This is a genomic window from Xanthocytophaga agilis (assembly GCF_030068605.1).
Taxonomy (GTDB): domain Bacteria; phylum Bacteroidota; class Bacteroidia; order Cytophagales; family 172606-1; genus Xanthocytophaga; species Xanthocytophaga agilis.
The window spans coordinates 367,912-384,787 of sequence record NZ_JASJOU010000006.1 but is presented as its reverse complement, the minus strand read 5'-3'; the positions used below and the strand labels follow the sequence as shown (position 1 = coordinate 384,787).

Here is a 16,876-nt window from a genome sequence, read left to right as displayed (position 1 = left end):
GAACAATCATTTTTATGTATCTGTAGAGTTATCCTGAATAGCATCTGGCAGACCTCCTCTTATTTAATTATTCATTAGACGGAGGTAATCATGTTTGACATCTTTATTCACAGGCCTGTCCTGTCATTAGTTATATCTTTACTTATTGTATTTTTAGGCGTTCTGTCACTCTTTACATTACCTGTGACACAATTCCCTGAAATTGTTCCACCTTCTGTTACTGTAACAGCCAAGTATACAGGTGCCAATGCGGAAGTGTGTACCAAAGCCGTAGCGACTCCTCTGGAGCGGGCGATTAATGGTGTACCAGGCATGACTTACATGACCTCAGTGACCAGTAACAATGGTACTACCCTGATCCAGGTTTTCTTTGAAGTTGGTACAGATCCAGACCTGGCAGCGGTTAACGTCCAGAACCGTGTCCAGACGGTTATAGATGAACTTCCTGAAGAAGTAATCAAGGCTGGTGTGGCCACAGAAAAGGAAGTAAACAGTATGCTCATGTATCTCAATGTGATGAGTGAAGACAGTACTGTTGGCGAAAAATTTATTTACAACTTTGCAGACATCAACGTTCTTAAAGAACTGAAACGCATTAATGGGGTTGGGTTCTGTGAGATTATGGGGTCCAGAGAGTATTCGATGCGGATATGGCTGAAGCCTGACCGAATGGCAGCCTATGAAGTTTCTACAGATGAGATAATTGAAACTATTCGCAATCAAAATGTAGAAGCTGCTCCTGGAAAAGCAGGCGAAAGCTCAGGAAAAAATCCTCAGATGCTGCAATATGTACTTCGATACACTGGTAAGTTCTTTGAACCAGAACAGTACAAAAATATTGTTATCCGCGCTAATTCGGATGGTTCCGTATTACGTATTCGAGATGTTGCTGATGTCGAATTTGGAGCAATGGATTACAGTATGGCCTCTAAAACAGATGGTCGCTTCTCAGCCTCTATCATGATCAAACAACGTCCGGGTTCCAATGCAAAGGAGGTTATTGAGAATGTAAAGCAACGGATGGCGGAACTAAAAGAAATATCTTTCCCTCCTGGAATGACATACAATATCACGTATGATGTATCACGTTTCCTGGATGCGTCTATTCATGAAGTACTACGGACACTGGTAGAAGCTTGTATTCTGGTATTTATTGTTGTGTTCATCTTCCTTCAGGATTTTCGTTCTACCCTCATACCAGCTCTGGCAGTTCCGGTATCATTGGTTGGTACACTGTTCTTTATGGATCTGCTTGGATTCTCTATCAATCTCCTCACTTTATTCGCTTTGGTTCTTGCGATTGGAATTGTGGTTGATAACGCCATTGTAGTAGTCGAAGCAGTACATACTAAGATGGCAGAAAAACATATGTCGGCCAAGGAGGCCACATTTGCTGCTATGCGTGAAATCAGTGGAGCTATTGTCGCTATTACGCTGGTCATGTCAGCAGTGTTTATACCTGTTGCATTCATGAGTGGGCCTGTGGGTATCTTCTACCGCCAGTTCTCACTTACGCTGGCCATATCCATCGTTATTTCAGGGATCAATGCGGTTACACTTACTCCGGCTTTATGTGCTATTATGCTTAAAAATACACATGGTGCGCCCAAAAAGAAAGGATTATTAAATCGTTTCTTTAGAGGATTTAACAGAGCATATGAGTCTGTAGAGGGCAAATACAAAAAAGCTACTTCTTTTATCGCAGGTAGACGAGTTATCACAATTGCTTTGCTTATCTTCTTTTTCATCGCTACCTGGGGGGTAAATTCTCTTTTACCTACCGGATTTATTCCAACAGAAGATCAGGGCATGATCTATGTCAATGTTACTACTCCTGCAGGAGCTACAGTAGAACGTACTGAGAAGGTATTAGATGAAGTACAATTAGTGGCAAAAGATATGAAAGCGGTTGAGTCTGTTTCATTTCTTGCAGGCTATAGTTTGTTAACAGAGGCAGCCGGTGCGTCGTATGGTATGGCAATGATTAACCTAAAGTCATGGGATGAACGGGAAGAATCTGTCCAGGATATAATTGCTGCACTGGAAGAAAAAACCCGAAAAATACAGGATGCAGATATTCAGTTCTTTCCTCCACCTACAGTGCCAGGGTTTGGTAACTCCAGTGGTTTTGAACTTCGTCTGTTAAATCGTACTACAGGAGAATCTCTTCAGGAAACAGCAGAGGTATCTAATAAATTTATTGCAGCATTAAAAAATGCCCCAGAAATCAGCAGTGCCTTTTCCAGCTTTGATGCTAGCTTCCCTCAATATATGATTCATGTAGATCAGGAAATGGCAGCCAAGAAAGGTGTGACAATTGATAAGGCCATGAGTACACTACAAACCTATCTGGGAAGCTATTATGCCTCTAACTTCATCCGTTTTGGGCAGATGTATAAAGTGATGGTTCAGGCATTGCCCACTTATCGGGCTAAGCCGGAAGATCTGCTCCAACTATATGTTAAGAACAATCATGGAGAGATGGTTCCTTTCTCTACATTTATCAAACTGGAGAGAGTATATGGACCTGAGCAGTTGACCCGCTACAATATGTATACTTCGGCTATGATTAATGGAGATGCAGCGCCTGGATTTAGTAGTGGAGATGCGATCAAAGCTGTAGAACGTGTAGCCAAAGAATCTTTACCCAGAGGTTACAGTTACGACTGGTCTGGTATGACTCGTGAAGAAATCCTTTCAGGTAATCAGGCTATCTATATATTCCTGGTCTGTCTGTTATTTGTGTATTTGCTGCTGGCAGCTCAATACGAAAGTTTTCTTCTTCCTCTACCAGTTATCTTGTCTTTACCTACTGGGATCTTTGGAGCCTTTCTTTCATTACAGCTTTTAGGCTTACAGAATAATATCTATGCTCAGGTAGCCTTGGTAATGCTTATCGGTCTTCTGGGTAAAAATGCTATTCTTATTGTTGAGTTTGCCATACAGCGCAGAAGTGAAGGATACTCTGTGTTACAGGCTGCCATGGAAGGAGGAGTTAGTCGTTTACGCCCTATCCTAATGACTTCTTTTGCCTTTATTGCGGGTCTGATGCCACTCTGTATAGCATCTGGTGCCGGAGCTTTGGGAAACCGTTCCATTGGCACAGCGGCAGCGGGTGGTATGTTGATCGGGACCATTTTTGGAGTATTCCTCATACCAGGCCTGTATGTTCTTTTTGCTTCACTTGCAGAGAAGTTTCAGGATAAACCAGCGCAGCTTTCTACAGCGTCGGCTACTGAGTCTGAACAATAATTCTGACAGGCAGGTAATGTGCTGTCTGTACTTCATAAATCTATTAACCATCCCTATTCTTTTAAGAACTGAGGAATCAATGATTTCCTCTGTTCTTAAAAGATACATAAACTCTTACTTTGAACAATGCTTAGCCATTCATTAAAATATAGTTGCATCCTTTTAGTGCTGTTGCTAGGGAGTTGTAAAGTCGCAACAGTCACCACTCAACATAGCTCTGTTAAACTGCCGGAAACTTTTACTGGCAACTCTGATACTACCAGCATTGGTGACATCGCCTGGAAGGATTTCTTTACTGATCCACTATTAATAAAACTCATAGATACCGCATTACACAACAACCCGGATCTAAACATTGCCCGTCAGCGCATAGAGTTTGCCAGAGCAAGTTTTCAACTGGGTCGTGGCGCTTTACTACCATCACTAAATGTAATTGCGTCAGCAGGTGTTGACAAATATGGTGACTACACCATGAACGGGGTAGGTAATTATGATACCAATTTATCCGGAAATATAGATGGGAAGAAAAAGATACCTAATCCTACTCCTGATTATTTCCTTGGATTGCGTAGCAGTTGGGAAATAGATCTCTGGGGAAAATTGCGCAATCAGAAAAAAGCTGCCTATAATCGATTTCTGGCTTCACAAAAAGGAAGACAAGCCATTGTAACAGCTCTTGTAGCACAAGTATCTCAGTTTTACTATGATTTACTTAGGCTGGACAATGAACTGGAAATCATCCGGAAAAACATCGGATTACAGGAAAAGGCTGTTGAAACTATTACAGCTCAGAAAATGGGAGGCCGTGCTACTGAACTGGCAGTACAACAGTCAACAGCACAATTGCTACATACCCGTAGTTTGGAAGGACGTGTTCAACAGGAAATTGTAATTATTGAAAATCAGTTAAACCTTTTGCTGGGAGGTTTTCCTCAACCTATTGAAAGAAGCAATCCGATTCTTCAGCAAACACTAACTACAGTAGTGAAGTCAGGTATTCCGGCACATATGCTTCGGCATCGTCCAGATATCCGACAGGCAGAACTGGAACTGGAAGCAACCAAGGCCGATGTGACAGCCATGCGCGCCGCCTTCCTGCCTTCGCTTACCATCTCTCCTTATGCAGGATTTAACTCTTTTAACGCCTCTGTCCTATTTAACCCAGCCTCTATAGCCTATGGTATTTTAGGAGGCCTTACAGGTCCTCTATTTAGTAGAAACCTTTTAAAGTCCAATTACAAACAATCTCAGGCCGTTAATCAGGAAGCGTTTTATAATTATTATAAAACGATCTTAAACGGCTATCAGGAAGTTGTTACAAGTATGAAAGGAATAGAGAACCTTCAGAAAGTATATGATTACCGTAAACAGGAAGTAGATGTGTTGCAAAATGCAGTATCTACTTCCAATGACTTGTATGTGACAGGCTATGCCTCTTACCTGGAAGTTATCACAGCCCAGCGTAGTGTACTGGAAGCTGAGCTCGAACTGGCAACAGTAAAACGGGATCAGTTCTTCTCACTTATAGACCTTTATCGTAGCCTGGGTGGTGGATGGCAATAAGGCTATTTTGGCTTGGTTATCTATTTTAAATAGAAGGCAATAGGCATGTATAAGAGAAATTTTCTGTTTGCGCATAGTTCAAGGCAAAAGCTTTCTCAGCAAAGGCAAGACAGAGCAACTGATTGGCAGAGGAATTGCCTATAACTCCAATCACTTTCTGTTTTGATCAGAGTTCCGATCATTTTCTTTGCTGCGCATAACTCACGGCAAACTTTTTTTTGATCGGAATTCCGATCACTTTTTTGTCTTGCGCATCGTTCACCGCAAAATCAAAATCTGATCGGAATTCAACGCAAAACGTCTACTTGCATAGAACTATGCACATAGTGCCCAAGTACCGCATATTAAACGCAAGTGACTCTGTAATCTGGATGACTCGTGTCATACAAAAAAGTCCTGTCTTTTGAAGACAGGACTTTTTTGTATAAGTAGTTAGATATAATTGGTTATTGCTTTATTACACGAAGTGTCTCTGTTTTCTGAGAAGATACTACTTGCAATATATACACACCCGATGGTAGAGATTTTGTATTAAGCTCTACTTCGTTTTCTGAAACAATATTCTTCTCCAGAACATATTCCTTACCTAACAAATCCAGAATCCGCAATTTTACCTCACCAGCAGCATAGGTACCTAATGATATAGTTAACCTATCATTTGTAGGATTTGGATAAGCTTGAGTGGCAGATGCAGAAGACAGTTCATCAGATATACGGACAGAGTTTGAACAACCACCAATCTGAATGGTTTTAGTAAATGACTCATACCATGGACTAGAAGAATAAGTCACGCCAGCCATAAGTTGTACATTCGAGCTATTATACTTTGTGAATACAACTTTTACTTTCTTCTTGTTGACAGGATCAACAGTAATAGTTGCACTTCCATTTACCCACCAGCTGATAGAACTCACTGAAAGCGTAGGCTTTGTCTTCAACTCAAATTCGTATACTTGAGAAGGTGTAGCACATGAAGTACCTGATATCCCTGTTGGATAGGTTGTAGTATCTGCAGGAGTACATCCCCCTACTTTCACTACTTTACTGAATTGTGTATACCAAGGCGATTTCTTATACGATACACCTGCATATACCTGTATAGAAGCACTGTTGTATTGAGTAAAGGTAATAGTCACCTTTTGTGCATTGGCAGGGTCTTTCACAATGGTAGCGCTTCCATTAACCCACCAACTAATACTGGATACAGAGGCAGGATCAACAAATAATTCATAAGTATAGCTTTGCCCTGGAGTGGCACAATCACTACCCTGAATACCCGTTTCAACCACTTTAACCTGGACAGAAGCTGACTGTGTTTTAAGGTTATCATCATCATACGCAATAGCTGTCAGTGTATATGTGCCAGTAGCAGCCTGAGAGATGGTATAAGAATATGGACTAGTATAGTCTGTACCTAACAACGTTATTCCATTATAAAACTCAACTTTTGCAATATTTCCATCCACATCTGAAGCAGTTGCAGTTACTACCACGTCTGTTCCCTTCAGAATGACAGATCCGGCAGCCGGTGCAGTTACAGCTACAGTTGGTGCTGACTTAAATTTGAAACGAGTAAGAGAAGGCAAGTGGTCAGACAGTGTATTCTCATAATTAGTAATATAATTCAAGGCATAATCGATACGGGTAGAGCCAGCCAGATGTTCTGAGAACAATTCATCTGTCATCGTGATATGATCAATCACATTAGCCTGAGTGATATAAGAACGAAGTCCTGCATCACTCAATACACGGGTAGCTGTTTTGTAATGAGTGCTATCCAGTACATAAGGCTGATAGGAAGAGATCAGTGGCGATGGAATAGGAGCGACTGTAGAGTCTACATCATCGTTGTAATCACCCTGAAGTAATAAAGCAACGTTACCATAGTAAGCGTCCAGTGTATCTTTCAGCACCTTTACATCATACGCTCTCATCTGATAGCGACTAATATCATCTCCAGAGTTTGCGCGTGCGTGAATATTTACTACGGCAACACGCTTACTTACTCCATTGATAGTTACCTGTGCATCCAGTAAAAGAGGCAAACGGCCACTAGCCCAGAAACGTGTTGGATCACCTCCCGGATAATTAGTCAATGTATTTACATTAACTCCTGTCAGTAGTGTTTTTGAACTCAGCTTAGAAACAGTAGTGGTCTTGTACAAAGTTATCACCTTTTGTGCGTAGGGATCATTTGTCTCAGGGTTAGAGACATAAGGGGATACCACATATTTATATCCAGGAAGAAGATTGGCTACACTATCAACAAACAATACTGTATCCGAAATCTCCTGCAGTGTAAATATATCTACATCCAGACGGTTAATCAATGTACGAAGGTTAGCAGCCTGAAGCGCATTGTTAGAAGGACCATTACTAGGATGCCCAAACCACTCCACATTCATAGTAGCCACGTCAAAAGTCTTATTCTTACTAATAGATGAAGCTGTAGCGTACCCCTGTGCACTTTGAATAGAACCACTTGTAAGCTGTATACGTCCGGCAAACGCTCCTTCAATAGCAGGCAGTGCACGAATATATACTGTATTCGTAAAGTCAAGTTCTGATATCGAATACACTACAGATCCTGAGAAATTATTTCCATCCTTTGAAAGCTGAAAAGGTGCAGGAACAGACACAGTCAGATCAGATGTAGCATTAGCTACAGATACCTGAAACGATCTGGCAGCAGAAGGCACATTGACACTGCTTTCAAAATACAACTCTGTCAGAGGTGTAATCGATGTACTTAAAAGAGGAGAAGGCGGCATTGTTGAATTGATAATAGAAAAGTCATCAATTGTCCATCGGGCAGCTTCTAATGCAGGTGAAGAAGTATAGACAAAAGCAACGTATACACCTGATTGTTTAAAGTTCACCAGATTGATACCACTTGACTGCGTCCATACATCTGAATTGATTAATGGGAACTGTCCATTCAACTCTGTCCATGTAGCTGCAGAAGGATTTCCTGTTCCACTATAATTGGTAGAAACCAGTAGTTTCAATGTTGGACCTGTAAAAGCAGTACGAGACCAGAATGAAAGTAACGGATAGGTAAGTCCGGTCAGATCAAGAGCAGGAGAGATCAACCAATCTTCATTCTCGACAGCCCCACCTGAATATCCGTTGATTTGCACAGCATTACCTGTACGTCCAAAAGTAGTACAAGCCCAGGTTTGTGCACCTGTTACACTATACTGGCTCCATCCACCAGGAAGTGTGGCGGAGCAGACATTGAAGTTCTGCTCAAAAGGATTAGCAGAAGAACCACTCAGATTTACAGTTTGTGTTATAGCATCTGTAGTGCTTATGGCTATTGTACCTGTGAAGGAACCAAATGCTGCAGGCGTAAAACGAACAAATATTTTTTTGGGAGTACTTACCTCTGCAGATGTGAAAGATACCAATGTGTCAAAGGTGATGCTATCTTTTGAGATGGTGTAACCCAAACCTGTAACAACTGCTTTTACATTATCTGTAAGATTACTTCCTGTTATCGTAAAGGACTTTACACTAGTAGTATTGGCAGCTATTTCCCCGAACCCTATTGTACTGGAAGAGACTGTCAAGGTTGGGATTGGATTGGCTACCTCTCCATTCGCAGTTAGAGAAAAGTCATCAACAGCCAATCCATCATCTGAACTAGCCACATTGGCATCTGCCCACCGTATCCAGATAGTAGCACCTACAGGGATAGAAAGACCCGTAAGCGTTGTTGACAAGGTTTGACGGTTGGCAGTAACATTTCCATCCAGAGCACCAACAGTGGTTCCTGGAGCTACAGGTGAAACAAAATCCAGCACATCTGCATTCTGCCAGGTACCAGTAGTTAGTGAGGTGGCATTGGTACTAAACTGGAAGTTTAGTGTATCACGCACTGTCCGGTTGGCTGAGGTTGCACCAATACGCCATTGCTCACCTGTATACACAATCGTCAGAGAGGTGATTGTGCTTCCTGTATTGTTAGTAAATCCAGCCCCAATGGTTGGGGTAAGAGAACCTGAAAGCAATCCACCGAAGGCTCTGTCTGTTGCGCTTGCAGAACCAAAACTATACGTATCTCCGGCTGTTCCGGAGCCTGTCCCGGCAGTATAGATTGCATTGGCATTGGTACCACTTTCTGCAAATGTCCACCCTGTAGGAACGGCGGTGCCAGTTCCACTAATGGCCAGGCTATTAAAGTCTTGCGTATAAGCAGAGTTAAGCGTTGTAATGGATACTTGTGCCCAGGCAGTAAAACTACATAGCCAGAAACACAACAGCATAGCCACCCGCTTAGTAAGGGGTAAAAAATGTTGCATAAATTGTAAGTAAAGGTTTGTTGAAAATATATGTAAAAGTACTGAGGATGAATAGAAGAGATGTTTCCTCAAAGTTAAGTTTCAGAAAAAAAAAGAATATCTGCAATATGATTTAAAACTTTTTAAATCAGGCACTTCCACTATCAGCAGCTAGGCCTCTGTCAGAATTAGCAGGGTATAATCTTCTTTAATGTGAGGAACATTGAAAGTAGAAATGAATCGAAAAATAATAGCTATAGCATTAGACAATCTTTGTACTTAAACGAAATATATACGAACCCATAACTATAAAACAAAATCCCTCATTAGAGACTATCTAATAAGGGATTGTTTTTGTATTCTTTTCAGATAATTACTTCGCGTAATTTACAGAACGCATCTCCCGAATCACCGTAACTTTAATCTGACCCGGATATTGCATATCCTTTTCAATCTTCTGGGCTATCTCAAAAGAGAGGTTATTCGCCTTATCATCTGTTACATTTTCAGCATCTACCATAACACGTAATTCACGTCCTGCCTGAATCGCAAAACATTTTTGAACGCCATCAAAACTCACAGCCAACTCTTCCAGTTCTTTCAGACGTTTGATATACGATTCCATCACTTCACGACGAGCCCCGGGACGAGAACCGGAAATAGCATCACATGCTTGGATAACCGGCGATATCATTGCAGTCATCTCAATTTCATCGTGGTGAGCGCCGATAGCATTACATACATCCGGATGTTCCTTATATTTCTGAGCCAGTTCCATACCTAAGATAGCGTGTGGCAACTCAGGTTCTTCCGGCCATACTTTTCCAATATCATGTAGGAGTCCGGCACGTTTAGCCATCTTCGCATTTAATCCCAGTTCAGCAGCCATTGTGGCACACAGCTTAGCAACCTCACGTGAGTGCTGAAGCAGATTCTGTCCATAAGAAGAACGGAAACGCATCCGGCCAATCAGTTTAATCAATTCAGGGTGTATACCATGAATACCTAAATCTATTACAGTACGCTCTCCGATTTCAACAATCTCTTCTTCAATACTCTTGGTTGTCTTTGTTACAATTTCCTCAATGCGGGCAGGGTGAATACGACCATCCTGCACCAAACGGTGCAATGACAAACGGGCAATTTCACGACGCACCGGATCAAAACCAGATATAATGATTGCTTCAGGTGTATCGTCTACAATAATCTCTACTCCGGTAGCAGCTTCCAATGCCCGGATATTGCGACCTTCCCGACCAATAATCTTTCCTTTTACATCATCCGACTCAATGTTGAATATAGATACGGCATTCTCTATAGCTTGTTCAGCAGCAGTACGTTGAATAGTTTCTATAACTATCTTCTTGGCTTCTTTTGTAGCAGTTAGCTTAGCTTCTTCTACAATATTTTTAACATAAGTTGATGCTTTTGACTCAGCTTCACTTTTCAGTGTTTCAATCAACTGATTTCTGGCATCTTCCGCTTTCAGATTGGCGATTTTCTCCAATTGCTCAATTTGTGATGAACGCATTTTTTCAGCCTCATCACGCTTTTTTGTGGCAACTTCAAGCTGTTCGACTAAATCTGTTTTTAGCTTATCCAGTTCGTCTTCCTTGCGTTTAGTCTGCTCCAGTGCTTTAGAAACAGCTTGTTCCTTTTGCACCAGATTTTGCTCTCGCTGTTTTAGCTTACCTTCGTTCGTAATAATAATTTGCTTTTTCTTATTTGATTCCTCTTCAAACTCCGTTCTGAGCTTCAAAAAGTTTTCTTTTGCTTCCAGTATCTTATCCTTCTTGATAGTCTCTGCATGGATTTCCGCCTCCTTTATGATCAGGCGTGCTTTTTCGTCAATCTCTTCTTCACGTCTTTTCAGAGATTTCTTAGCAAAGATCCGAAACAGGACTAACCAAACTATTACACCGATGACTACCTCAACTACCAATGAGAGAATCAAAAAATTTGTATTAGACATTTTCCTTTTGTCTTTAAGTGAAACGTAGACCACATGTAAAGCACAGACAGGTACACTCTATGTACCCTTATGCTGTCTTTAAATGCAAATGCAGACAAACAGGCAGGAGAGATATAATAGAAGAACTCTATCTGTTAAGATGGATGGAGTAAATTTTGTAATGATACAATCTTTTGAGTAACTGTATTCTGTAATGTGTCTTTCTCGGCTTCGAGTTTAAATTTTTCCAACATGGCCACAAAACTTACCATAGACAGGATGTCTTGCTTGTCAGCCCGTGCCCCATAGTTTTCCCGAAACTCGCGGCAACGTTCATTTAGCTCTTTCCCTACTGCACGATATAATTCTTCTTCAGCAGCAGGAATCCGCAGTGGATATTCTTTATCTAAAATCTTTATCTTAATCGAAATAACCTCATCCATGCTGCGTTACGATTGACTCAGGTACGCAATACATTTATCAATATCTTGTATATAAGCTTCTATTTTTCCCTTCAACTCTGCAGTATCTTTAACATCTGCACCTATTGAATTTACAATTTTAGTAATATTAAATTGTTTTTGAAAATTGTTTTGTAGGGTTTCTTGCTTTTTTTGTAATTTTTTTATTAGATCTGCTTGCTGACGTACGTGTCCTCGCAGTTGTTCACGCTCCTCGTCTGCACGTTCTAACTGACGACGCAGATCATTCTTTTCTGCCAGTACCTCCTGCAACCGTTTTTCCAAAAGATCAAACTGTGCAATCAGGTCTTTGAGTTCCATAGGTTACTTACAGTGGAAAGAGTGTTGTTTTAGTAATATAATAAAATTTTCCGGGAGAATCTTTCTAAAATTGACTTCTCCCGGAATTTTGGTAACTATTTACCTCTGATTTCGGCTCCCAGTTCTTTTTCATACAATTGAATCAACTTCTGCATAGTCTTTTCAATTACTGTATCTGTCAATGTCTGGCTCTCATCCTGAAGTGTAAAGCTCACAGAATAGGATTTTTTACCTTCTCCCAGGTTTTGACCTTCGTATATGTCAAAAACATTTACTGCTTTAAGAAGTTTCTTCTCTGTACGCTCAGCCAACGCCTTAATTTCTTTAAATGAGAGTGATTTATCAATTACCAATGACAAGTCACGACGCACCTCTGGAAACTTCGGAATCTCAGCGAATACTACTTTTGGATTGTATTGCTTCAGTAAATACTCCCAATCAATATCAGCATAAAAGACAGGGACTTTAATATCCGCTGCTTTTGTGACACCCGGCTTCAATAAGCCTAATGATACGATCTCCCGTTTATTGACCTGATAACTCAATCCATAGGAATAGATAGAATTCTCTGTTTCTACACTATCAATATTCTTTACCTGCATCCGGTGTAGCAGTTGTAGTACTACAGCTGCCAGATCATGAAATGCTACAGGCTGACTTTTGCTAATCCAACTCTCCGTATGCTGATCACCTGTTATAAATATTGAAAGCCTTTTCTTCTCTATATACTTATCGTCTTTCTTATAGTAGATTTTACCAAACTCGAAGGTTTTCAAATCCTTCTGACGACGGTTAATATTATAAGCCAGCACTTCCAGCCCTGAGAATAACAACGATTGACGCATCACCATCAAATCTTCACTCAGATAATTCAGAATCTCTACATTCTCCCCATTGGCTATAGCAGGAAACTGCTGTACATAGAATGGCTTGGTTAGTGAATTGGTTAGAATCTCATGAAACCCTTTGGATGCCAACAGAGAAGTAATCTTTGCTTGTAAGGTATTTGGATCTGGTTCCGGAAACTGTGCCAGGAAGTCTGTATTCAGATTGTCTGACAGTTCAATATTGTCAATACCATAAATCCGCAGGATCTCCTCTACTATATCTGCTTCCCGTTGTACATCTACACGATAAGGAGGCACAGACACACGGAAACCTTCCTCGGTTTTATCCAGAATCTGAATATCCAGAGATTCAAGTGTCTTCCGGATGTAGGCATTTCCAAGTTCTTTACCAATCAACCGATTGATGTTTTTGTAAGTAACAGCAAACTCAAAGTTACCAATCGGTTCAGGGTAAAAATCTGTAACGGAAGACGCAATTTTGCCTCCAGCTACTTCCAGAATCAGCAAAGCTGCACGTTGTAATGTATATAGCTTCAGATTAGGGTCTGTACCACGTTCAAAGCGGAATGAGGCATCCGTTTTTAAACCATGGCGTTGCCCGGTCTTCCGAATCCAATCAGCAGAAAAATACGCAACTTCCAGAAAAACGTTAGTAGTTGTATCTTTGATTCCAGAATCCAACCCTCCCATTATTCCAGCAATGCCAACAGGCTTTTCTGCATCACAAATCATCAGATCTGTTGCGGATAACTTACGTTCTACCTTATCCAATGTTGTGAAAGGAGTTCCTTCTGGCAATGTTTTTACAATAATCTTATTCCCTGCTAATGCATTTGCATCATAGGCATGCATGGGTTGTCCTAACTCATGACAAATAAAGTTAGTTACATCAACCACATTATTGATCGGGTTCAATCCTATCGCCTCCAGTCGCTTGCGTAGCCAGTCTGGTGATGGACCTATCTTAACTCCTTCAATAGAAACTCCACAAAAACGAGGACAAGCCTCCTTATTCTCTACTAGTATCTCAACTAATGTAGTATCCTTTATAGCTGCAAATCCAGATACTTCTGGTAGAGTCATATCTCTATCCAGTAATGCTTTCAAATCACGAGCTACTCCTATATGCGAAGCTGCATCGGCCCGATTAGGTGTTAGCCCAATCTCAAATACATAATCCGGTTCAATATTGAAATACTTTGCAGCAGGTGTACCATTAGGCAAATCGGTCTGTAACACCAGTATCCCATCATGTGATGTTCCTATGCCTATTTCATCTTCTGCACAGATCATCCCCTCAGAAGGTTGTCCATATACCTTTCTCTTGTCGATGGTAAAAAGAGGTTTACCTTCTTTGTCATATAAGGTAGTACCAATGGTTGCGACTATCACCTTTTGTCCTGCATCCACATTAGCAGCACCACAAACAATAGTTGAAGGAGTGTCTGTACCAATATCTACTGTTGTCAGACTAAGTTTTTTGTCCTTTACTTCAAATCGCTCACAGGTTAGTACTTCTCCTACAACAAATCCACGTAATCCACCTGGAATAGGCTGTATCTCATCAATATGCTCCACCTCCAATCCTGACCGAGTCAGGAGCTTTTCAATTTCTTCAGGAGACTCAGGAAGGTCAATGTATTGCTTAAGCCAGTTAAGGGAAATTTTCATATACGATTTTTTACTAAAATTGAAGCAGCAAAAGTAAAAAAATTATTATGCAGTTCCGATGGAAATTAAAATAGCTGAAATATATACATCTGCAAAACTAAAACCATAGCAAACTATGACAAAATTTATTGACCTCCGAAGTGATACGGTAACACGCCCAACAAAAGAAATGCGTGAGGTTATGTTTTCAGCCATCGTTGGCGATGATGTGTATGGTGAAGATCCAACTGTAAATGCCTTGGAGGAAAAGGCGGCACAATTGTTTGGTATGGAAGCTGGTTTATTCTGCCCTTCCGGAACAATGACTAATCAAATTGCCATCAAGGTACATACACAGCCTGGAGATGAAGTAATCTGTGATAAACTTTCGCATATTTACAATTATGAAGGAGGAGGTATCGCCTTTAACTCTGGAGCTTCTATCCGTTTGCTCGATGGTCAGAGAGGAATATTTACAGCAGAGCAGGTAATAGCTAATATTAACGGAGATGATATTCATTTCCCCCAGACAGCATTGGTAGAAATAGAAAATACAGTAAACAAAGGAGGAGGGTGTTATTATACAACAGACCAAATAGCAGAGATAAATAAGGTTTGTAAGCAGTACAATCTTCCACTTCATATGGATGGAGCAAGGCTGTTTAATGCCCTGGTTGAAACCAATCAGACAACTAAAGAAATTGGAAGCTATTTTGATACAATTTCCATTTGCCTTTCTAAAGGTTTGGGTACACCTGTCGGATCTGTATTAGTAGGAACAAAAGCACATATAGCAAAAGCCAGACGTATCCGTAAGGTATTTGGAGGAGCATGGAGACAAGCTGGTTATCTGGCAGCTGCTGGTATTTATGCTTTAGATAATCATGTAACACGTCTGAAAGAAGATCATCAAAGAGCAAGGGATCTTGAAAGAACCCTAAATGATTTACCTTATGTTACGTCCATACTACCTGTTCAGACTAACATTGTTATCTTCACATTGCCTTCGTCAGAAATCACCCAAAAGTTACTTCATTATATGAAAGCCAATGAAATTCTGGCTTCAGCATTTGGAAAGGAACAAATACGTTTTGTAACACATCTTGATTTTGATGACGAAATGCTCACAAAAGTTTCTGAAGTATTGCATAAAGCTACTGTTTAAGATTTCACACATAAAAAAGAAGCCTCATTGAAGAATGAGGCTTCTTTTTATAATTATGCTTCGTCTTCTACAATCTCTTTCGCTTCTTTAGCCTCTTCCGGAGTCAAAGGTTCCTCAGCCACATCAGCGCCTTCTTTGAATTTCTTCCGAATTTTACCTTCAATCTCAACTGCTAGTTCAGGATTGTCTTCCAACATCTTTTTCACAGCATCACGGCCTTGTCCGATCTTGCTTCCTTCATAAGAGAACCAAGAACCAGATTTATTGATGATGCTAAGCTCTACACCTAAATCTATAATTTCACCAATTTTTGAGATACCCTCACCATACATAATATCAAACTCTACCACTTTGAAAGGAGGTGCCAGTTTATTCTTCACAACCTTCACTTTGGTACGGTTACCAATCACATTGTCAGCACCTTCTTTGATCTGCCCAATTCTACGGATATCCATACGAACTGAGGCGTAGAATTTCAATGCGTTACCACCAGTAGTTGTTTCCGGACTACCAAACATAACCCCAATCTTATCACGCAACTGGTTAATAAAGATGCAACAACAATTTGTTTTATTAATTGTACCAGTCAGTTTTCTCAATGCCTGAGACATCAAACGTGCTTGTAAGCCCATTTTGCTATCTCCCATTTCACCTTCCAGTTCACCTCTGGGCACCAATGCAGCAACAGAGTCAATCACGATGATATCTATGGCTCCTGAGCTAATCAGGTTCTCTGCAATTTCTAAGGCTTGCTCACCATTATCTGGCTGAGCTATATATAGGTTACTAACATCAATACCTAGTTTCTCAGCATACACACGATCAAAAGCATGCTCTGCATCGATGAATGCAGCAAGTCCGCCAGCTTTCTGTGCCTCTGCAATACAATGCATCGTCAAAGTTGTTTTCCCTGAAGATTCCGGTCCAAAAATCTCAACAATACGTCCGCGAGGTACGCCACTAATTCCCAAAGCAATATCCAAACCGATAGAGCCTGTAGAAATTGTAGCAATATCCATAATTTTATTCTCACTCAACTTCATCACCGTACCCTTGCCATATGCCTTGTCCAACTTCTCAATGGTGGTTTGCAGAGCTTTAAGTTTTGCTAGTTTGTCATCTGCTGACTTATCTTTTTCTGCCATTTGTATAGGTCTTTTAATCGTGAAAGTTTCTTATTGCGAATGCAAGGTATGTATTATTTTTAATAATACCAATATCGAGTAAAATAATTTTTTAATTATAAATGGTTATTAAAATTTGACATAAAATATACATTTTTGATAATCAGACAATTGTCACAAATAAAAAAAGAAGGTGTTCTATCTATAAAAACGTTCAGTTGGTGACTATATTTTTCTGTCTCTCAAATAAGAACGACT

The 16,876-nt window shown here is 40.5% G+C and carries 9 protein-coding genes; 3 read left to right on the top strand and 6 right to left on the bottom strand.

The window, feature by feature from the left end:
- The first annotated feature begins 90 nt into the window (after positions 1 to 90).
- A complete protein-coding gene (locus tag QNI22_RS19695) occupies positions 91 to 3,252 on the top strand; it encodes an efflux RND transporter permease subunit (RefSeq protein WP_314513293.1) in 3,162 nt (1,053 codons plus the stop codon).
- A gap of 126 nt (positions 3,253 to 3,378) precedes the next feature.
- Complete coding sequence (locus QNI22_RS19690; RefSeq protein WP_314513291.1) at positions 3,379 to 4,815, top strand: TolC family protein; 1,437 nt, start codon at positions 3,379 to 3,381, stop codon at positions 4,813 to 4,815.
- A 446-nt stretch (positions 4,816 to 5,261) separates the two neighbouring features.
- On the opposite strand, the gene QNI22_RS19685 is transcribed toward QNI22_RS19690, so the two are convergent.
- The 5 genes from QNI22_RS19685 to pheT form a co-directional block, all read right to left on the bottom strand.
- Entirely contained in the window at positions 5,262 to 9,119 is a 3,858-nt protein-coding gene (locus QNI22_RS19685; RefSeq protein WP_314513289.1) for an Ig-like domain-containing protein, read from the bottom strand.
- A 352-nt stretch (positions 9,120 to 9,471) separates the two neighbouring features.
- The gene (gene rny, locus QNI22_RS19680; protein ID WP_314513288.1) at positions 9,472 to 11,070 is read right to left on the bottom strand and encodes a ribonuclease Y; all 1,599 of its coding nucleotides are present in this window, start codon (positions 11,068 to 11,070) and stop codon (positions 9,472 to 9,474) included.
- Positions 11,071 to 11,204: 134 nt separating this feature from the next.
- The gene (locus QNI22_RS19675; RefSeq protein WP_313980841.1) at positions 11,205 to 11,492 is read right to left on the bottom strand and encodes a cell division protein ZapA; all 288 of its coding nucleotides are present in this window, start codon (positions 11,490 to 11,492) and stop codon (positions 11,205 to 11,207) included.
- Positions 11,493 to 11,498: 6 nt separating this feature from the next.
- Positions 11,499 to 11,831, bottom strand: coding sequence for a hypothetical protein (locus tag QNI22_RS19670; protein WP_313980844.1), 333 nt, complete (start codon positions 11,829 to 11,831; stop codon positions 11,499 to 11,501).
- A 95-nt stretch (positions 11,832 to 11,926) separates the two neighbouring features.
- Complete coding sequence (gene pheT, locus QNI22_RS19665; protein WP_314513285.1) at positions 11,927 to 14,350, bottom strand: phenylalanine--tRNA ligase subunit beta; 2,424 nt, start codon at positions 14,348 to 14,350, stop codon at positions 11,927 to 11,929.
- Between the two features lie 115 nt (positions 14,351 to 14,465).
- On the opposite strand from pheT, the gene ltaE reads away from it, so the two are divergent.
- Positions 14,466 to 15,494 carry a low-specificity L-threonine aldolase gene (ltaE, locus tag QNI22_RS19660; RefSeq protein ID WP_314513283.1) on the top strand — a complete coding sequence of 343 codons (1,029 nt, stop codon included), beginning with the start codon at positions 14,466 to 14,468 and terminating at the stop codon, positions 15,492 to 15,494.
- Positions 15,495 to 15,547: 53 nt separating this feature from the next.
- Here ltaE and recA read toward each other — a convergent pair whose 3' ends face one another.
- Positions 15,548 to 16,639 carry a recombinase RecA gene (gene recA, locus QNI22_RS19655; RefSeq protein WP_314513281.1) on the bottom strand — a complete coding sequence of 364 codons (1,092 nt, stop codon included), beginning with the start codon at positions 16,637 to 16,639 and terminating at the stop codon, positions 15,548 to 15,550.
- Positions 16,640 to 16,876 lie beyond the last annotated feature (237 nt).

Bases quoted from the DNA above. Each gene is read 5' to 3' on its own strand.
- QNI22_RS19695 (WP_314513293.1), top strand. From the start codon at position 91: ATGTTTGACATCTTTATTCACAGGCCTGTCCTGTCATTAGTTATATCT.
- QNI22_RS19690 (WP_314513291.1), top strand. From the start codon at position 3,379: ATGCTTAGCCATTCATTAAAATATAGTTGCATCCTTTTAGTGCTGTTG.
- QNI22_RS19685 (WP_314513289.1), bottom strand. From the start codon at position 9,119: ATGCAACATTTTTTACCCCTTACTAAGCGGGTGGCTATGCTGTTGTGT.
- rny (WP_314513288.1), bottom strand. From the start codon at position 11,070: ATGTCTAATACAAATTTTTTGATTCTCTCATTGGTAGTTGAGGTAGTC.
- QNI22_RS19675 (WP_313980841.1), bottom strand. From the start codon at position 11,492: ATGGATGAGGTTATTTCGATTAAGATAAAGATTTTAGATAAAGAATAT.
- QNI22_RS19670 (WP_313980844.1), bottom strand. From the start codon at position 11,831: ATGGAACTCAAAGACCTGATTGCACAGTTTGATCTTTTGGAAAAACGG.
- pheT (WP_314513285.1), bottom strand. From the start codon at position 14,350: ATGAAAATTTCCCTTAACTGGCTTAAGCAATACATTGACCTTCCTGAG.
- ltaE (WP_314513283.1), top strand. From the start codon at position 14,466: ATGACAAAATTTATTGACCTCCGAAGTGATACGGTAACACGCCCAACA.
- recA (WP_314513281.1), bottom strand. From the start codon at position 16,639: ATGGCAGAAAAAGATAAGTCAGCAGATGACAAACTAGCAAAACTTAAA.